The sequence below is a fragment of the Aeromonas sp. R6-2 genome (genome assembly GCF_040908155.1).
GTDB lineage: Bacteria > Pseudomonadota > Gammaproteobacteria > Enterobacterales > Aeromonadaceae > Aeromonas > Aeromonas schubertii.
In genome coordinates, this window is record NZ_JBFODE010000031.1 from 1 (window position 1) to 19,480 (window position 19,480).

General features: G+C 60.0%; 15 protein-coding genes. 6 read left to right on the forward strand and 9 right to left on the reverse strand.

Going from position 1 to position 19,480, the window contains the following annotated elements:
- Nucleotides 1-119: 119 nt before the first annotated feature.
- The 6 genes from oppF to AB5Y48_RS06375 all read right to left on the reverse strand — a co-directional run bounded on the left by oppF (nt 120) and on the right by AB5Y48_RS06375 (nt 6,569).
- Complete coding sequence (gene oppF, locus AB5Y48_RS06350; RefSeq protein ID WP_050667028.1) at nt 120-1,115, reverse strand: murein tripeptide/oligopeptide ABC transporter ATP binding protein OppF; 996 nt, start codon at nt 1,113-1,115, stop codon at nt 120-122.
- A complete protein-coding gene (locus AB5Y48_RS06355; protein ID WP_050667027.1) occupies nt 1,112-2,092 on the reverse strand; it encodes an ABC transporter ATP-binding protein in 981 nt (326 codons plus the stop codon). Before AB5Y48_RS06355 ends, oppF begins: the two co-directional genes overlap by 4 nt.
- A 9-nt stretch (nt 2,093-2,101) precedes the next feature.
- On the reverse strand, nt 2,102-3,010 hold the full coding sequence (gene oppC, locus AB5Y48_RS06360) for an oligopeptide ABC transporter permease OppC (RefSeq protein WP_050667026.1): 909 nt from the start codon (nt 3,008-3,010) through the stop codon (nt 2,102-2,104).
- A 14-nt stretch (nt 3,011-3,024) separates the two neighbouring features.
- Nucleotides 3,025-3,945: an oligopeptide ABC transporter permease OppB gene (oppB, locus tag AB5Y48_RS06365; RefSeq protein ID WP_050667025.1), complete on the reverse strand. Its 921-nt coding sequence runs from the start codon at nt 3,943-3,945 to the stop codon at nt 3,025-3,027.
- Nucleotides 3,946-4,040: 95 nt separating this feature from the next.
- Nucleotides 4,041-5,654, reverse strand: a complete 1,614-nt coding sequence (locus AB5Y48_RS06370; protein WP_368164027.1) for an ABC transporter substrate-binding protein — start codon at nt 5,652-5,654, stop codon at nt 4,041-4,043.
- A gap of 279 nt (nt 5,655-5,933) precedes the next feature.
- Nucleotides 5,934-6,569: a YchE family NAAT transporter gene (locus AB5Y48_RS06375; protein ID WP_050667023.1), complete on the reverse strand. Its 636-nt coding sequence runs from the start codon at nt 6,567-6,569 to the stop codon at nt 5,934-5,936.
- 681 nt (nt 6,570-7,250) lie between these two features.
- On the opposite strand from AB5Y48_RS06375, the gene adhE reads away from it, so the two are divergent.
- The 5 genes from adhE (at nt 7,251) to AB5Y48_RS06400 (ending at nt 15,401) form a co-directional block, all read left to right on the forward strand.
- Nucleotides 7,251-9,929 (forward strand): bifunctional acetaldehyde-CoA/alcohol dehydrogenase, encoded by a 2,679-nt coding sequence (gene adhE / locus AB5Y48_RS06380; RefSeq protein ID WP_082178011.1) that lies wholly within the window; start codon nt 7,251-7,253, stop codon nt 9,927-9,929.
- Between the two features lie 98 nt (nt 9,930-10,027).
- Nucleotides 10,028-11,260, forward strand: coding sequence for an HD-GYP domain-containing protein (locus tag AB5Y48_RS06385; protein WP_060584852.1), 1,233 nt, complete (start codon nt 10,028-10,030; stop codon nt 11,258-11,260).
- Between the two features lie 223 nt (nt 11,261-11,483).
- Entirely contained in the window at nt 11,484-13,154 is a 1,671-nt protein-coding gene (locus tag AB5Y48_RS06390; RefSeq protein ID WP_368164028.1) for a LytS/YhcK type 5TM receptor domain-containing protein, read from the forward strand.
- The gene (btsR, locus tag AB5Y48_RS06395; RefSeq protein WP_368164029.1) at nt 13,151-13,858 is read left to right on the forward strand and encodes a two-component system response regulator BtsR; all 708 of its coding nucleotides are present in this window, start codon (nt 13,151-13,153) and stop codon (nt 13,856-13,858) included. Before AB5Y48_RS06390 ends, btsR begins: the two co-directional genes overlap by 4 nt.
- 118 nt (nt 13,859-13,976) lie before the next feature.
- A complete protein-coding gene (locus AB5Y48_RS06400) occupies nt 13,977-15,401 on the forward strand; it encodes a carbon starvation protein A (protein ID WP_224162715.1) in 1,425 nt (474 codons plus the stop codon).
- Between the two features lie 64 nt (nt 15,402-15,465).
- Here AB5Y48_RS06400 and AB5Y48_RS06405 read toward each other — a convergent pair whose 3' ends face one another.
- From AB5Y48_RS06405 to AB5Y48_RS06415, 3 genes are all read right to left on the reverse strand, one after another.
- Nucleotides 15,466-16,206, reverse strand: coding sequence for a YebC/PmpR family DNA-binding transcriptional regulator (locus tag AB5Y48_RS06405; RefSeq protein ID WP_050667017.1), 741 nt, complete (start codon nt 16,204-16,206; stop codon nt 15,466-15,468).
- Nucleotides 16,207-16,293: 87 nt separating this feature from the next.
- Nucleotides 16,294-18,060, reverse strand: coding sequence for an aspartate--tRNA ligase (gene aspS, locus AB5Y48_RS06410; RefSeq protein ID WP_060584846.1), 1,767 nt, complete (start codon nt 18,058-18,060; stop codon nt 16,294-16,296).
- Between the two features lie 32 nt (nt 18,061-18,092).
- Nucleotides 18,093-18,344, reverse strand: coding sequence for an FmdB family zinc ribbon protein (locus AB5Y48_RS06415; protein WP_050667015.1), 252 nt, complete (start codon nt 18,342-18,344; stop codon nt 18,093-18,095).
- Between the two features lie 97 nt (nt 18,345-18,441).
- On the opposite strand from AB5Y48_RS06415, the gene AB5Y48_RS06420 reads away from it, so the two are divergent.
- Nucleotides 18,442-19,302, forward strand: a complete 861-nt coding sequence (locus tag AB5Y48_RS06420; RefSeq protein WP_050667014.1) for a DUF72 domain-containing protein — start codon at nt 18,442-18,444, stop codon at nt 19,300-19,302.
- The last annotated feature ends 178 nt before the right edge of the window (nt 19,303-19,480 follow it).

The following is a 19,480-nucleotide window of genomic DNA, read 5'->3' on the forward strand; positions in this document are numbered from 1 at the left end:
CGATGCGCATAAAAAATCCGAAACCAATCAATAGGTTTCGGATTTTCACACATCAGAAGGATCGGTCAATGGATCCTTAACTGATCGGCATTAGGAGCCAGGCTCCCCTCTTTTCATGCTCAGAGCGGATCGGCCTTGAGGCAGGAGACCGCATGGCTGAAGTTCCCCTCCAGCACGGGGCGGGTCTTGGCGCACTCGGGGCCGGCCTGGGGGCAGCGGGTGCGGAACACACAGCCCGACGGGGGATTCATGGGAGAGGGCAGGTCCCCTTCCAGGATCTGGATGGTCTTGCTGCGCTCCAGGTCCGGGTCCGGGATCGGTACCGCCGACATCAGGGCCTTGGTATAGGGGTGCAGGGGGTTGGCGTAGATCTCCTTGCCTTCACCGAGCTCCACCGCATTGCCCAGATACATCACCAGCACCCGATCCGAGATATGTTTGACCACGGAGAGATCGTGAGCGATGAAGATAAGCGACAGCCCCATCTCCTTTTGCAAGGACTTGAGCAGGTTGACCACCTGAGCCTGAATCGACACATCCAGCGCCGAGACCGGCTCGTCGCAGATGATCATCTTGGGCTCGAGGATGAGCGCCCGGGCGATGCCAATACGCTGACACTGACCACCGGAGAACTCGTGGGGATAACGGTTCACCAGGTTCGGCAGCAGGCCCACCTTGCTCATCATGGCGCGAACCCGTCCCTTCACCTCATCCCGGGTCAGGTTCGGGTAGAAGGTGATAAGCGGCTCGGCGATGATGTCGCCTATGGTCATGCGCGGATTGAGCGAGGCCAGCGGGTCCTGAAAGATCATCTGGATCTCTTTGCGCTTCTCGCGCAGCGCCTGGTGATCCAGCTTGGTCAGGTCGTTACCGAGCCACACCACCTTGCCCGCGGTGCTCGGCACCAGGCCTATGATGGCACGGGCGAAGGTCGACTTGCCGCAGCCCGACTCCCCCACCACACCCAGGGTCTCCCCCTCATAGAGGCGCAGGGTCACCCCGTCTACCGCCTTGAGAGTGGAGGGTTTGGCCCAGGGCCAGGCCCGATCGCTCTTGATACTGAAATGAACCTTGAGGTCGGAGACCTCGAGCAGCAATTTCTTCTCGACTGTCATACCGCCTCCTTGCCCATGACTTCAGAGACCCAGTGGCAGGCCCGCTGGCGCCCATCGCCAAACGGAGTCAGCACGGGGGACTGGCTGCGACAGAGGTCGCTCACCCGGTGGCAACGCTCCTGGAAGGGGCAGCCCACGGGCAGACGCAGCAAGTTGGGCGGGTTGCCCGGTATGGTCGGCAACACCTCACCCTCGGTGTCGAGGCGGGGAATGGCGCGCAGCAACCCTTCGGTATAGGGATGGCTCGGGCGGTAGAAGATGTCATTGACCTTGCCGTACTCCATGGTACGGCCGGCGTACATCACCAGCACCTTGTCGCAGATGCCGGCCACCACCCCGAGATCATGGGTGATCATGATGATGGCGGTGTTGAACTCACGCTTGAGCTCTGCCATCAACTCCATGATCTGGGCCTGTACCGTCACATCCAGCGCCGTGGTCGGCTCATCGGCGATAAGCAGCTGGGGCCGGCACAAGAGCGCCATGGCGATCATCACCCGCTGACGCATGCCGCCAGAGAACTCGTGGGGGTACATGCCCATGCGCTTGCGCGCCTCGGGGATCTTCACCGCATCGAGCATACGCACCGACTCCTCGAAGGCCGCAGCCCGGGTCAACCCCTTGTGCAGCATCAGCACTTCCATCAGCTGATCCTTCACCTTCATGTAGGGGTTCAGCGAGGTCATGGGGTCCTGGAAGATCATGGCGATCTTCTCGGAGCGAATACGGTTGAGCTTGGACTCGGGCAGGTTCAGGATCTCGTCGCCCTGAAACTTGGCCGAACCGGTGATGATGCCATTCTTGGCAAGCAGCCCCATGATGGCAAATGCGGTCTGGGACTTGCCCGAGCCGGACTCACCCACGATGCCGAGGGTCTCGCCGGCCGCCAGAGAGAAGTTGAGGTCGTTCACGGCCACCACATTGCCGTCCGGGGTCTTGAACTCGACCCGCAGATCTTTCACATCGAGCAACTGCATAAGAACTCCTTAGCGATCTTTCGGGTCGAGGGCGTCACGCAGACCATCCCCGAGGAAGTTGAAGCAGAACAGGGTCACCACCATGAAGCTGGCGGGGAACAAGAGCTGCCAGGGGGCGACTTCCATCGCCTTGGAGCCTTCATCCAGCAGGGCACCCCAACTGGTCATCGGCTCCTGGACCCCGAGGCCAAGGAAACTCAGGAAGGATTCGAACATGATCATGCCCGGCACCAGCAAGGTGGCGTAGACAGCCACGATGCCGAGCACGTTCGGCACGATATGGCGGGTGATGATCTTCCACTTCGACACACCGCAAACATGGGCTGCCTCGATAAACTCCTTGCTCTTTAGGCTCAGGGTCTGACCGCGCACGATACGGGCCATGTCGAGCCAGCTCACCGCCCCGATGGCAAGGAAGATAAGTGCCAGGTTACGGCCGAAGAAGGTCACCAGCATGATGACGAAGAACATGAAGGGGAAGGCGTTGAGCACCTCGAGCAGTCGCATCATCAGGCTGTCGACGCGTCCGCCGATAAAGCCCGATGCGGCGCCATACAGGGTACCTATGATGACGGCCACCAGGGCCCCCATGATGCCGACCATCAGCGAGATACGCCCACCGAGCAGGGTACGCACGAAGAGATCACGTCCCAGGCTGTCGGTACCAAACCAGTGACCCGTCTCCATGTCCGGAGCGGACTGCATGGCATTCCAGTCCGGATCATCGAAGGTGTACTGGGAGAGATGCGGACCCACCATGACCGCCACCGAGATGATGGCCAGAATGATAAGGCTGGTGAGCGCCGCCTTGTTACGGAAGAAACGCCGCCGTGCATCCTGCCACAGGGAGCGCCCCTCAACCTCCATCTGCTGGGCGAACGTTTCAACCGCAGCACGCTTTTCTGTTGATACAACCATGATCTACTCCCTGATCAGTAACGGATTTTCGGGTCGATAAAGGCATACAGGATATCGACCACGGCGTTGAAGGTGATGGTGAGTGCACCGACCAGAATGGTCAGGCCAAGCACCATGGAGTAGTCACGGTTCAGCGCTCCGTTGACGAACAGCTGACCTATTCCCGGCAGGCCGAAAATGGTCTCGATCACCACAGACCCCGTGATGATGCCCACAAACGCCGGGCCCAGGTAGGAGACCACCGGCAGCATGGCCGGGCGCAGGGCGTGGCGCAGTATGATGTAACGCAGGGGCAGCCCCTTGGCGCGGGCGGTACGGATGAAGTTGGAGTTCATGGTCTCGATCATGCTGCCACGCATGATGCGGGAGATAGCCGAGATGTAGTACATCATCATGCCAAACACCGGCAGCACCATAAACTGGATACCGCCCCCCTGCCAGCCACCGGCCGGCAGCCAGCCCAGGTGGATACTGAAGAAGAGCACCAGCAAGGGCGCCAGCACGAAGCCCGGGATCACCACCCCCGCCATGGCCGACGACATCAGCAGATAGTCGATAAGGGTGTTTTGCTTGAGAGCGGCTATGGTGCCGAAGGTCACCCCGAGCAGCACGGCAAACAGGAAGGCCACCGAGCCGATCTTGGCAGAGACCGGCAGCGCCTCACTCACCAGATCGTTGACGGAGAAGTCCTTGTACTTGAAAGAGGGACCGAGATCACCCTGCACCAGGTTACCCAGGTAGGTGAGGTACTGCACCCCGATCGGTTTGTCGAGCCCGTACTTGGCCTCGATGTTGGCCATGACTTCGGGCGGCAGGGAGCGTTCGCTGCTAAAGGGGTTACCCGGCGCGAAACGCATCATGAAAAAGGAGACGGTGATGAGCACCAGCAGCGTCGGAATCGCTTCCAGAAGACGCTTGAAGATAAATTTCAACATAGACAATACCTGTCCTAACTGCTTCCAAAGGGTCGCTTTGTAATGAGGGGCCCACCCGGCGGGTGGACCCCCTGCTTGTTATGCGACTCGACCCATCAATGGGCGATGATGTACATGTCCTTGCTGTAGAGGTTGTCCAGCGGGTTGGCCGGATAACCGCCCAGGTAGGGCTTGACCATACGAGCGGTCACGTACTGGTAGATGGGGGCGATGGGCATATCCTTGGCCAGGATCTCTTCGGCCTGGACATAGAGCTTGTTACGGGACTCGCTATCCACCTGGTTGCGCGACTCACTCATCAGCTTGTCGAACTCGGGGTTGGAGTACTTGCCGTCGTTGTTGCCATGGGTGGTCTGCATCAGATCCAGCATGGAGGAGGCTTCGTTGTAGTCAGCGATCCAGCCGGCACGGCCCACGTCAAACTGCCCCTGCTTCTTGGTCTCCAGGTAGGTCTTCCACTCCTGGTTGACCAGGCTCACCTGCACGCCGAGCTTCTTCCACATGGAGGCCACGGCCACCGCCACCTTCTTGTGGTTGTCATCGGTGTTGTAGAGCAGCTCGAACTTGAGGGGGTTGCCCGGACCGAAGCCGGCCTCGGTCAGCATCTCTTTGGCCTTGGCATCACGCTCGGCCTGGGTCAGCTTGGACCATGCAGGAGCGACCGGTTTGAAACCGTCGACGAAGTCCGGCACGAGCGTGTAGCCCGGGGTCTGCCCCTGACCCATCACCTTGTCGGCGATCACGTTGCGATCGATGGCGTAGGAGAGGGCGGTACGCACGCGCACGTCGTCAAAGGGCTTCTTCTTGAAGTTGTACTGGTAGTAGTAAGTTCCTACATAGCCGGTCACCTTCAACTCATCGCCTTTCTCTTTCTTCATCTGCTTGAAGCGCTCGATAGGCAGGTTGTAGGTCATGTCCACTTCACCGGCCAGATAGCGGTTCAATTCGGCATTGGTGGACTGGATCGGCAGATAGGTCACCTTGTTGATGACGGTCTTGGCGTCATTCCAGTAATTTTTGTTCCGCTCGAGCTCAACCTTCTCGTTGACTACCCAGTTTTTCAGCACGTAGGCACCGTTGGATACCATGTTGCCAGGCTGGGTCCACTTGTCACCAAACTGCTCGATCACCTTCTTCGGCACCGGGTAGGTGGTGGTGTGGGAGAGCATGCTGACAAAGTAGGGAATGGCTTTCTCGAGCTGCACCTCGAAGGTGTAGTCATCGGTCGCCTTGACGCCCAGGGTGTCGGCCGGTTTCTTGCCTGCGATGATGTCGGAGGCGTTGACGATGGTCGGGATCTCCAGATACCAGGAGTAGGGAGAGGCGGTCTTGGGATCCACGGCGCGCTGGAAGGCGAAGACAAAATCGTGAGCAGTGACCGGGTCACCGTTGGACCACTTGGCGTTTTTACGCAGGTGGAAGACGTAGTGCTTGTTGTCCTTGGTCTCCCAGGACTCCGCCATGGCAGGCAGCACTTCCCCGTTGGGGCCGGAGGCGACCAGTCCTTCAAACAGGTCGCGCAGAATATTGGATTCGACCGTTCCTTCAGTCTTGTGCGGGTCCAGGGTGGCAGGCTCGGAGCCGTTCCCCTTCACCAACTCTTGCACATCCGCCAGTTTGGTACCGGCGGGAACCTCGGCGGCCTGAACCGAACCGCCAAACAGGGCTGCAACCAACAGGGTATTTATAATCGTTTTTTGGTGAGTCATTTCCATACTCCAACAAGAACATTCCATGCTTACATCCATTCACGAGAAAAGAATCCCGCTTGGCGCATGATTCCCTGCACTATTGAATAATGCAATAGTTTCGTGCGCACACTATGGCTTTTCATGGATGAAAAACCATCAAATCCCAATCCTGGCAGAATTTCTCAACGCGAAAATGGCGCTTTTTTATACAAATCCGCTCGATTGTAGGGAATCGCCCCCCAAAAGGAAACAAATAAAAAACCGGCCAGAAGGCCGGTTTTTTATTGGTGAAAGCGATCACATCAGGGCAGGAAACATCGCCTTGATTCCGGCCACCATGATCTCGATGCCCAGAGCCATCATGATAAGACCCATGATACGGGTCACCACGTTGATACCCGTGTTGCCCATCAGCTTGAACAGCAGGGGCGCGGCGCGGAAGATGAGCCAGGAGCAGAACGAGAAGATCACCACCACGATGGACATGCCAATCAGCTGCTGCCAGTGGCTCTGGCTGGCATAGACGATGACCGAGGAGATGGCACCGGGGCCCGCCATCAGGGGAAGAGCCAGGGGTACGACAGCAATCGACTCACGGGCGGCCAGCTCCCCCTTCTCTTCTTTGTTATGTTTTACCTCGCCGAGTTTGCCTTGCAGCATGGACCAGGCGATCAGAGTGATGAGCGATCCGCCGGCGATACGAAACGAGGCCAGGGAAATACCAAACCCGTCGAGAATGAGCTGCCCCAGATACATGGAGACCAACAGGATCACCATGACGGCCAGGTTGGCGGTGGTATTGGTCTTCATCCGCTCGGCCGGGCTCTGGTGGCTGGTCAGGCTGACAAAGACAGGCAGCAACCCGAGCGGGTTGATGATGGCGATAAGGCCGATGAAAAATTTCAGGTAGAGGGAGAAGTCGAGTTCAGCCATGGCATCCTGTTCACACTGAGGGCACGATTAAATCGTGCGTAAATTTACATCAAGCCACCCGTCTCTACCAATTAGTTAATCTGGGTCATCTCCCCCCGTTCCAGATAATCCGGCTAATAACACACAAATATGCAACACGGCGTGCGTTAACAACCGCCCACCCACCACTACATCCGGAACAAATGCGCAACAAGGGCCCCACATTCCTCCCCTGATCCCCTGGCCTCTCCCCGAAGCAGGCTCATCGCCCTCGCCCAGGCAGACAAATTCACCCTCTTTAAGACATATTGGAAGAGAAAATCTCTGACGACTTTCTCCCTCTGCCCCTGCACACTCTCTAGCCAGAGGGGAGGCAAATACTGATAAAGGGGATAAAAACAGCAATAATGCATTGTTTTGAAAGAACAAAAAAAACGTATGTCGCATATAACACCGGCTGGAGCGCCAGGGGTTACACGATGAGCCCGTCCATGAAAAAAAATTTCTTTTGTTCTTTTGTTACATTTGATCGCGATCAATTTTTTGAGGCATCCCTCCCCCCTATAATCGGTGTCGAAAGCAGTTTAACAAGGCATGCAATACCCCGATGGGGTGAATGGATAACGCGGCTGTGGCTATAATTGCCGGGCCTGAAAAAATCTCACAACGTTTTGTTAAACAGTTTTCAAAAATCATCAGGAGATGACATCTATGGCAGTAACCAACCTGGCAGAACTGGATGCACTGGTCGCCCGTGTGAAGGAAGCTCAGCGTGAGTTCGCTACTTTCTCTCAAGAGCAGGTCGACAAGATCTTCCGCGCCGCCGCCCTGGCCGCCAACAACGCCCGTATCCCTCTGGCCCAGATGGCCGTCGAAGAGTCCGGCATGGGTATCATCGAAGACAAGGTGATCAAGAACCACTTCGCCTCCGAATACATCTACAACAAGTATAAAGAAGAGAAGACCTGCGGCATCCTGAGCGAGGATGACGAGATGGGCACCATCACCATCGCCGAGCCGGTGGGCATCATCTGCGGTATCGTACCGACCACCAACCCGACCTCCACCGCGATCTTCAAGTCCCTGATCTCCCTGAAGACCCGTAACGCCATCATCTTCTCTCCGCACCCCCGCGCCAAGAACGCCACCAACACCGCCGCCAAGCTGGTGCTGGATGCCGCCATTGCTGCCGGTGCCCCGAAAGACATCATCGGCTGGATCGACCAACCCTCCGTCGAGCTCTCCAACGCCCTGATGAAGCACAACGACATCAACCTGATCCTGGCCACCGGTGGCCCGGGTATGGTGAAGGCTGCTTACTCCTCCGGTAAGCCGGCCATCGGCGTGGGTGCCGGTAACGTACCGGTGGTCATCGACGAAACCGCCGATGTCAAGCGTGCCGTCGCCTCCGTGCTGATGTCCAAGACCTTCGACAACGGCGTAGTCTGCGCCTCCGAGCAGGCCGTCATCGTGGTTGACGCCGTCTACGACCAGGTCAAAGAGCGTTTCGCCTCCCACAAGGGCTATGTACTGGCCAAGGACGAAGCCGACAAGGTTCGCAAGGTCATCCTGATCAACGGTGCCCTGAACGCCAACATCGTGGGCCAGCCTGCGACCAAGATCGCCGAAATGGCCGGTGTCTCCGTGCCTGCCGACACCAAGATCCTGATCGGCGAAGGCCTCAAGATCTGTGAAGAGGAAGAGTTCGCTCACGAGAAACTCTCCCCGCTGCTCGGTATGTTCCGTGCCAAGACCTTCGAAGAAGCCGTCGAAATGGCCTGTGACATGGTCAACCTGGGTGGTATCGGCCACACCTCCGGCCTCTACACCGACCAGGATCGCAACGCCGACCGTATCAAGTACTTCGGCGACAAGATGAAGACCGCTCGTATTCTGATCAACACCCCGACCACTCAGGGTGGTATCGGCGACCTGTACAACTTCGCCATGGCTCCGTCCCTGACTCTGGGTTGCGGCTCCTGGGGTGGTAACTCCATCTCCGAGAACGTGGGTCCCAAGCACCTGATCAACAAGAAGACAGTCGCAAAACGGGCAGAAAACATGCTGTGGCACAAACTTCCGAAATCCATCTACTTCCGTCGTGGCTCCCTGCCGATCGCCCTGGGCGACCTGGAAGGCAAGAAGCGCGCCATGATCGTGACCGACCGTTTCCTGTTCAACAACGGCTATGCCGATGAAGTGGTTCGCCTGCTCAAGGGCATGAACATGGAAGTGGAAGTCTTCTACGAAGTGGAAGCCGACCCGACCCTGACCGTGGTGCGCAAGGGTGCCGAGATGGCCAACTCCTTCAAGCCGGACGTGATCGTCGCCCTGGGCGGTGGTTCTCCGATGGATGCGGCCAAGATCATGTGGGTGATGTACGAGCACCCGAACACCGCCTTCGAAGACCTGGCCATGCGCTTCATGGACATCCGCAAGCGTATCTACAAGTTCCCGAAGATGGGTGTGAAGGCCGAGCTGGTCTGTATCACCACCACTTCCGGTACCGGCTCCGAAGTGACTCCGTTCGCCGTGGTGACCGACGACGCTACCGGCGTGAAGTATCCGCTGGCTGACTACGAGCTGACCCCGAACATGGCCATCGTTGACGCCAACCTGGTCATGGGTATGCCGAAATCCCTGTGTGCCTTCGGTGGTATCGATGCCGTGACCCACGCCATGGAAGCCTATGTTTCCGTGCTGGCCAACGAGTACTCCGACGGTCAGGCTCTGCAAGCCCTGAAGCTGCTGAAGGACTACCTGCCCTCCAGCTACCAGAACGGCGCCAACGACCCGATCGCCCGTGAGAAGGTGCACAACGCCGCCACCATCGCCGGTATCGCGTTTGCCAACGCCTTCCTGGGTGTGTGCCACTCCATGGCCCACAAGCTGGGTGCCGAGTTCCACATTCCGCACGGCCTGGCCAACGCCCTGCTGATCAGCAACGTCATTCGCTACAACGCGAACGACAACCCGACCAAGCAGACCGCGTTCTCCCAGTACGACCGTCCGCAGGCTCGCCGTCGTTACGCCGAAGTGGCCGACCATCTGGGTCTGACTGCCGCCGGTGACCGTACCGCCGTCAAGATCGAGAAGCTGCTGACCTGGTTGGACGAGTTGAAAGCCACTCTGGGCATCCCGGCCTCCATCCGCGAAGCCGGTGTGCAGGAAGAGGCCTTCCTGGCTGCCGTTGACCAGCTGGCCGTTGAAGCCTTCGATGACCAGTGCACCGGCGCCAACCCGCGCTACCCGCTGATCAGCGAACTCAAGCAGGTGCTGCTGGACTCCTACTATGGTCGTCCCTTCACCGAAGGCACCGTCGCCGCCGCCGAAGCCCCCAAGGTAGAGAAGGCTGACAGCAAGAAAAAGGCCAAAGCCTAATATTCTTGGCCCCAAATGGAAGCCCGCGCACAGCGCGGGCTTTTCTTTTCTGCTATCTCCTTGCTAGGTTTAGCTATATCGCGCAAAGGGATAACACCATGCCACTGATCCAGGCCTCCATTGAGCAGTTGAGAGTCGGTCACTTCGTCCATCTCCCCGGGGGATGGAAGAACCACCCCTTCATGTTCAATGCGTTCAAGATAAAGGATGAGGATCAGCTCAACATCATTCGCCATCTGGACTCCGCCATGTTGGTGATGGTGGACACGGACAAGAGTGATCTCCCCCTCGAGCCACTGATCCGCGGTGAGGTGATCGAAGAGGCGCCTCCCCCACCCCAGATCGATGAGCCCTCCGGGCCTCCCCCTTTCGACGAGAAGGCGTTTCGTCGCTCCATGCGAGTGGCCGAGAAGGCCTTCAGCCAATCGGTCTCCGAGTTGCGCGATGCACTTGGTGCTCTCAACCTCAAGCCCGACGAAGGATTGGCCAACACGGCACAGATAGTGCGCAATGCCGCCGCCCAGATCGCCCTGCACGAGGGCCCCCTCGGCCTGCACCTTATCCGCTCGACTCACACGGACGTCCTGCTGCAGCACAGCCTCAACGTCGCCTATCTGGCCATGTTGATCGCCAGGGAGCTCGGCATGAATCCGGTCGAGATCGAGGAGGTGGGGCTGGCGGGGCTGATACATGACATCGGAGAGCTCAGGGTCCCGACCCAGATCACCCAAAAGCGCGGCGAGCTCAGCAAGGCCGAGATCAACTTCCTGCGCATGCATCCCCAGTACGGCTTCGAGATGCTGGCCCAACTCAAGGCCTTCGAACCCAAGGTGCGTGCCGTCGCCATTCAGCACCACGAGCGACTCGACGGTAGCGGCTATCCCAAGGGGCTCAAGGGGGAGGAGATCTCCCCACTGGCGCGCCTCATCGGTCTGGTCGATTACTATGACGAGCTGCTCCATCCGCGCATGAGTGGCTTTCCGGCCCCACCCAACCAGGTGGTCAGCCAGCTCTTCAAGCAGTCGCAAGGCAAGTTCGAGCCAGACCAGGTCAAGCTGCTCATCAAGATATTGGGGATCTATCCCCCGGGGACCCTGGTTCAGCTCTCGGACGAGAGTATTGCACTGGTGCTCTCCTCCGAGCCCTCCTCCACCCTCAAACCCAAGATCCTGCCCTACATCAAGGGACAGAGGCCTGAGGGGGTTGCCATGGTGGACCTCAAAGAGGATGAGCGCACCATAGTGCGAGCCTGCCTCATCGAGGAGCTCGACGAGGCGCAGCGTCAGTTTTTCAACCTGACCCGTCGCTTCAGTTATTATTTTGCTTTCTGAGTTATCCCCAGAAGCTGGGGATAACTCATTGGACAACCATGAATAATCAGCCCTGACCTCTCATTTCCAGCCCCGAGAAGGGGTGCGCAAAAAATCGACTGGTCTTGAGCCCGTTATCGCCGAAGGGGGGAAGTGTGAGAGGGATCCCGTTATGGCATCCCCACGCTTCCACTGCTGACCCCAGTGCGTACCATGGCGCCGGTTTTCAGCAAGGATGAATAAGATGCTGCTGGTTCTCTCCCTGCTGCAACAGATGAGCGTCTTTCTGGTCATCGCTTACCTCTTCTCCAAGACGCCCCTCTTCCACCCCCTGGTCAACTACTCGGTGCGCCTGCCCCACAAGGTGGTCATCTACTTTCTCTTCTCCTCGTTTTGCGTCATGGGCACCTATTTTGGCCTGGAGATCCAGGGGGCCATCGCCAACACCCGAGCCGTCGGAGCCGTGCTGGGAGGCCTGCTCGGAGGCCCTCTCACCGGCCTGCTGGTGGGTCTCACCGGTGGTCTGCATCGCTGGACCCTGGGCGGGTTTACCGATGTGGCCTGCGCCATCTCCACCACGGTTGAGGGACTGCTCGGTGGCCTGGTGCACTGGTATCTGCTGCGTCGGGATCGTCTCGATGCCCTGTTTCACCCTCAGGTAGCCCTCATCACCACCTTCGTGGCCGAGGCGTTGCAGATGATCATCATACTGCTGGTGGCCAAACCCTCCGGTGAGGCCCTGGAGCTGGTGCGCCATATCGCCATCCCCATGCTGACCGCCAATGCGCTGGGGGCAGCCCTCTTTATCAGCATGATCCGCGATCAGAAATGGATGTATGAGAAGTTCTCGAGCGATTCGTCGGCCAAGGCCCTGCGTATCGCCCAGCGCACTGTGGGGCTGCTCCACGACGGCTTTACCCCGGAGGCGAGCCGCGCCATCGCCCGCATCGTGCACGAAGAGACAGGCGTTGGCGCCGTCGCCATCACGGATCGACATGCCATCCTCGCCTTCACCGGTATCGGCCAGGATCACCACCTGCCCGGCACGCCCATCTCCTCGCCCCTCACCCTGGATGCCATGGCCCAAAACCGGGTACTGTTCGCCGATGGCAACAGCACGCCCTATCAGTGTTCGCTGGCCAGTCGCTGCCCCCTCGGCTCGGTGCTGGTGATCCCGCTGCAAGGGGAGCAGGAGGTGATCGGCACCATCAAGCTCTATGAACCCAGGCAGCGACTCTTTCTCAAGTTCAACCGGACTCTGGGTGAGGGCATCGCCACTCTGCTCTCCCACCAGCTGCTCAGCGGCCGTCTGGAGCAACAAAAACATCAGCTGATGCAGGCCGAGCTCAGGGTGCTGCACACCCAGGTCAATCCCCATTTCCTCTTTAACACCCTCAACACCATAGGCGCCATCACCCGCAGCAACCCCCAGCGCGCGCGGGAGTTGCTGCTGCACCTCTCCCGTTTCTTTCGCAAAAACCTCAAACGTCCGGAGGGACTCTCGACCCTGGCCGAGGAGCTGGCGCACTGTGACGACTACCTGGAGATAGAGCTGGCCCGCTTCGGGGATCATCTGAGCGTCGAGCGCCACATCGATCCCGCCCATCTGACGTTGAAACTGCCGAGTTTTACCCTGCAGCCCCTCATCGAGAACGCCATCAAGCACGGTACGGCGCAACTGCTGAGCCAGGGAAAGATCCTCATCGCCAGCGAAGAGAGGGGGGAGGAGATAGCACTCATCATCGAGGACAACGCCGGCCTGTGGCGCCAACATGAGGGGGGAGAGGGACTTGGCATGACGCTGGTGGAGCGTCGCCTCAAGAGCGCCTGTGGTCCCCGTGCCGCCCTGACGGTGGAGTGCCAACCCGACTGTCATACTCGCATCATACTGAGCCTGCCCAGAGAGCACCCATGATCACCGCCCTCATCATCGACGACGAACGCTATGCCCGTGCCGAGCTCAGGACACTGCTGGCCGAGCAGAGCGACTTCCAGATCCTCGGCGAGGCGGCCAACGCCATCGAGGCCCTCGCCCTGATCCGGCAGCACAGACCCGATGTGCTGTTTCTCGATATCCAGATGCCCCAGTTAAGCGGCATGGAACTGTTGGCCCTGCTCACCCCCCCCCTGCCCCGGGTCGTCTTCGTCACCGCCTTCGACGACTATGCGGTGCAGGCGTTCGAGGAGAACGCCTTCGACTATCTGCTCAAACCCATAGAGCCGTGCCGTCTCGAGAAGACCCTGCAGCGGCTGCGTCAGGATCTTACCCCCCAGGCTCTCGCCCCCCTGGTGCCGCCCCTCACCCGCCTGCCCGCATACTGCCACGACAGGGTCAGGGTCGTCCCCCTCGATGAGGTGGCGATCGCCTTCTCCGACCCCGGCGGCGTTCATATCTACACCCGTGAAGGGGAGCTGCTGCACACGCAGTTGACCCTCAAGACGCTGGAGGAGCGCACCCCCCTGATACGCTGCCATCGCCAGTATCTGGTCCACCCTGCCGCCATTCGGGAGCTGCGCACCGATGGTCATCAGGTGGAACTCATCACACCCGGCGATCAGGCCGTGCCGGTGAGCCGTCGTTTCCTGCGCCCCATCCGTGAGCAACTCGGCCTGGCGTGAGGCAGATCACAAGCGATGACCGCTTATCGAGCCAGATCGCCGCTCACGGCAAAGTGGCTGCCCCCTGGTCTGCACGCTCCTACTATGCGAGACACGATAAAAGAAAAGGAGCGTCGAAATGATCTGGTTCTTCCTCTGTGTCGGTCTGCTCGTGGCCGGCTACTTCTTCTACGGCAAGTTCGTAGAAAACATCTTCGGGCCCAGGCCCGAACAGGCTACCCCGGCAGTCACCATGGCCGACGGGGTGGATTACGTCCCCATGTCGGACAAGAAGGTCTACCTGGTACAGCTGCTCAACATCGCCGGCGTCGGTCCCATCTTCGGCCCTATCCTGGGTGCCCTCTATGGCCCGGTTGCCATGCTCTGGATCGTCTTCGGCTGCATCTTCGCCGGTGCGGTACACGACTACTTCTCCGGCATGCTGTCGGTACGGGCCAGAGGCGCGTCGGTCCCGACCGTGGTCGGTGAGCATCTGGGCAAGGCCGCCAAGCACTTCATGAACCTCTTCGCCGTGCTGCTTCTGATGCTGGTGGGCGTGGTGTTCGTACTGAGCCCGGCGGGTCTGCTCGCCAACCTCACCTCCATCGATCTGGTCTACTGGATTGGCGCCATCTTCGCCTACTACATCCTCGCGACCATAGTCCCCATCGACAAGATCATCGGTCGCTTCTACCCCATCTTCGGCGCCCTGCTGGTCTTCATGTCGGTCGGCCTCATCATCGGCCTCATCGCCTCGGGCAAGGGGTTCTACAACACAGGGATGGATTTTTCCAACCTGCACCCGACCGAGCTGCCCCTGTGGCCCCTGCTCTTCATCACCATCGCCTGCGGCGCCGTGTCCGGCTTTCACGCCACCCAGTCCCCGCTGATGGCGCGCTGCATGCAGAACGAAAAATCCGGCCGCTTCATTTTCTACGGCGCCATGATTGGTGAAGGGATCATCGCCCTCATCTGGTGTACCCTGGGCCTCTCTTTCTACGAGAGCACCGATGCCCTCAACGCCACGCTGGCCAATGGCGGCCCTTCTGCCGTGGTACACGAGGTCTCCACCAGCCTGCTTGGCAGTGTCGGCGGCATCCTGGCCATCCTCGGCGTGGTGATCCTGCCCATTACCTCGGGTGATACCGCGTTTCGCAGCGCCCGCCTCATCGTCGCCGACTTCCTGAACCTGACGCAGAAGCCGATGGCCAAGCGACTGCTCATCGCCATCCCCATGTTTATCATCGGCTTTATCATCTCCAAGGCTGAGTTTGGGGTGATCTGGCGCTACTTCGGCTGGGCCAACCAGACCACGGCTGTCATCATGCTGTGGACGGCGGCGGCCTACCTCATCAAGGAGGGCAAACTGCACTGGATCTGCACCCTGCCGGCCATGTTCATGACCACTGTGTGCATCACCTATCTGGCCAACGCCCCCATCGGCTTCGGCCTGGGGATGACCCTCTCCACTCTGATCGGAGTAGGCTCCACCCTGGCCATCACCACCGCCTTCCTGGTGAAGTTCCGACCGGCCGCCCTGGCCCGGGAACAGGAAAACGCCTGATATCCAGCCATAAAAGAGAGGGCTGCCCATGGGCAGCCCTCTTTGCTTCTCTTCGCCTCTTCCCTTACAGGGTGGCGGCGATCTCGTCGGAGATGGAGCCGTTGTGGTACACCTCCTGCACGTCGTCCAGATCTTCCAGCATATCGATGAGGCGCATCAGCTTGGGCGCGGTCTCGGCGTCCAGCTCGGCTTCGGTGGAGGGGATCATGGTCACTTCGGCGTTCTCGGCCTTGAAGCCGGCGGCTTCCAGGGCATCGAGCACGGTGCCGAAGTCGTTCGGGGTGGTGTACACCTCGATGGTGCCATCCTCTTCGCTCACCACATCGTCGGCGCCCGCTTCCAGGGCCGCTTCCATCAGGGCATCCTCATCGGCACCCACGAAGGTCAGTACCCCCTTCTTGGTGAACAGATAGGCGACGGAGCCGTCGGTACCCAGGTTGCCGCCGCACTTGCTGAAGGCGTGACGCACTTCGGCTACGGTACGGTTACGGTTGTCGGTCAGGCACTCCACCATGACAGCTGAGCCGGCCGGGCCGTAGCCTTCGTAGACGATGGTCTCGAGCTGCTCACCGTCACCACCACCGGCGCCGCGCTGGATGGCACGGTTGATGGTGTCACGGGTCATGTTGCCAGACAGGGCAGCTGCCACCGCGGCGCGCAGACGCGGGTTGTTGGCAGGGTCGGCATCGCCCATGCGGGCTGCGGTGGTGATCTCACGGATCAACTTGGTGAAGATCTTGCCACGCTTGGCGTCCTGAGCCGCCTTACGGTGTTTGATGTTGGCCCATTTACTGTGACCTGCCATATAAACTCTCCGTTATACTCTTTGAATTTCAATGATTTAATCGTTCAGCAACCACTGAACGGGCCGCGCAATGCGCGGCCACGTGCCTTACTCGTCGGCCTGGGCCGTGCTGGCGATGGCCAGCTCGCCCAGCTGGGCCGGGTTGGCAAAACTCGGGGCGTCGGTCATCAGACAGGCGGCCGCCGTGGTTTTCGGGAAGGCGATGACGTCGCGGATGTTCTCGGTGCCGGTCAGCAGCATGCTGAGGCGGTCCAGACCAAACGCCAGCCCCGCGTGGGGCGGAGTACCGTACTTGAGCGCGTCGAGCAGGAAGCCGAACTTCTGGCGCTGCTCGTCCGGGGCGATGCCCAGGATATCGAACACGGTAGACTGCATCTCGCCGTTGTGGATACGCACCGAGCCGCCACCGACTTCATAGCCGTTGATGACCATGTCGTAGGCGTTGGCATAAGCCGCCAGCGGGTTGGCCTTGAGCTCGCTCGCGCTCATGTCGCGCGGAGAGGTGAAGGGGTGGTGCATGGCCGCCAGACCGCCTTCGCCATCCTCTTCGAACATGGGGAAGTCGATGACCCACAGGGGCTTCCAGCTGTTCTCCAGCAGGCCCAGATCGCGGCCCACTTTCAGACGCAGGGCGCCCATGGCATCGCACACCACCTTCCTGGAGTCGGCGCCGAAGAAGATGATATCGCCGTTGGCCGCACCGGTACGGGCCAGGATCTCGCGCACGATGGCGTCAGAGAGGAACTTGGCTACCGGGGATTGCACGCCCTCGAGACCGTTGGCGGCCTCGTTGACTTTCATCCAGGCCAGACCCTTGGCACCATAGATGCCGACGAACTTGGTGTAGTCGTCGATCTGCTTGCGAGAGAGCTCGGCGCCGCCCGGCACCTTCAGGGCAGCCACACGGCCTTTCGGATCGTTGGCCGGGCCGGCGAACACGGCAAACTCGACGGCAGTCAAGAGATCTGCCACATCGACCAGCTCCATCGGCAGACGCAGGTCCGGCTTGTCGGAGCCATAGCGGCGCATGGCTTCGTCGAAGGTCATGATGGGGAAGTCGCCCAGATCCACGTCCAGGATGTGCAGCCAGAGTTTGCGGATCATCTCTTCCATCACTTCGCGCACCTGGGGTGCGGTCATGAAGGAGGTCTCCACGTCGATCTGGGTGAATTCCGGCTGGCGGTCGGCACGCAGGTCTTCGTCGCGGAAGCACTTGACGATCTGATAGTAACGGTCGAAGCCGGACATCATCAGCAGCTGCTTGAACAGCTGCGGGGACTGGGGCAGGGCGTAGAACTTGCCCTTGTGCACACGGCTCGGTACCAGGTAGTCACGAGCCCCTTCCGGGGTGGCCTTGGTCAGCATCGGGGTCTCGATGTCGAGGAAGCCGTGCTCGTCCATGAAGCGGCGAACGAAGGCGCTGGCCTTGGCACGGGTCTTCAGGAACCTGGCCATCTCGGGGCGACGCAAGTCCAGGTAGCGATACTTGAGGCTCACCTCTTCGCTGTTGACCTGGTTGAAGTCCAGCGGCAGGGGCTCGGCGCGGTTGATGATGGTCAGCTCGTGGCCGAACACCTCGATGGCACCGGTGGCCATCTCGCCGTTGCGCTGGGACTCAGGACGCAGACGGACCACACCCTTGACCTGGATACAGAACTCGCCGCGCAGCTCGGAGGCCAGGGCAAAGGCCTCGGGCCTGTCCGGATCGAAGAAGACCTGAACCAGCCCCTCACGGTCACGCATGTCGATAAAGATGAGACCACCGAGATCGCGACGGCGGTGCACCCAGCCACAGAGAGTAATGGTCTGCCCTTCATGGGCCTCGTTGACCTGTCCGCAATAATGTGTGCGCATGGACTTCTTCCTTCGGAAATAATGAGAGACGGTTAACCCTGAGCCGCCGGGCACGACTGGCAAGCACCGTCTGTCTCGCAGCTGGCCAGATTCTTTTTCTTGCCCGGTTTGAAGTCGGTCTCGTACCACCCCGACCCCTTGAGCCGGAAGCCGGCGGCGGAGATCTGTTTGACCAAGGCGCTCTTGTGACAAGCGGGGCAATCGGTCAGGGGGGCATCGGAGAGCTTTTGCAGTTTTGCCAATTCATGGCCACAGTCATCGCAACGATATTCGTAGATAGGCATGGGTCACAAGAATTTGGTAACAAAAGGGGGCACATTATAGAGGAAAAGCCCGCTCCGGGTAAAATGGCCCGATGCATCTCCCATCGTGAATCGTCCCATGCCACTCTATCTCGGTCTGCCCCAATGGAGTCACCCCGCCTGGCCCGGCCAGCTGCTCGGTCGCGCCACCCGTCCTGCCGACCATCTGGCCGACTACGCACAGGTGTTCAATGCCATCGAGGGCAACACCACCTTCTACGCCACTCCCACCCCGCAGACAATACGGCGTTGGCACGACGCCACGGGTGATCATTTTCGCTTCACCTTCAAGTTTCCCCAAACCATCAGCCACCAGAGCGACCTGCTCGACGTGGATCGGGAGGCGAGCGCCTTCATCGCACTGCTTGCCCCCCTGCACGCACGCCTCGGTCTGCTCAAGCTGCAACTGCCGGCCGGCTTCGGGCCAGCGAGCCTGCCACGGCTAGAGGCCTTCCTCGCTCGCCTGCCTGCCGACTTTGCCTATGCGGTCGAGGTGCGCCACCCGGCATTCTTCGCCAAGGGGGAAGCCGAGCGAGCCCTCAATCGCCTGTTGATGGCGCGCGGGGTCAATCGCATCATGCTCGACAGCCGTCCACTCTTCTCGGTGGCAGCCAGTGTCGCGGCAAAGAGTGCGGCCATGATCGATGCCCAGGGCAAGAAGCCAAGGCTGCCGGTGCACCTGCTGGCCACCGCCGACGCCCCCGTGGTGCGTTTCATCGGTTTACCCCATCCCGCCGACAACCACCCCTTCCTGCAGCCCTGGTTGCCGCGCTGGCGCCAGTGGCTCGATGAGGGCAAGTCCCTCTACCTCTTTATCCACACCGCCGACAACGCCCATGCCCCGATACTGGCACGAGAGGTGGCACAGCTCCTCGGGCACCCCCTCCCCCCGTTCGTGGGGGAAAACGATTCGGTGCGGCAAGGGCGTCTCGACCTGTGACGAGGCGGTCACGGGCAGCACTTTTTTTACTGTGAGCCCGGTCACCTCCCAAGACAAACCGGGTTCAATCCTCTAAAATGCGCCCCGTTGCCCATCCTTTACCGGGACAGATCCCGAGGTGGGCAGGACTGCGCACATTACCCGAACATGGGTTGCCCTCTTGCGGCAACCAGGCTGC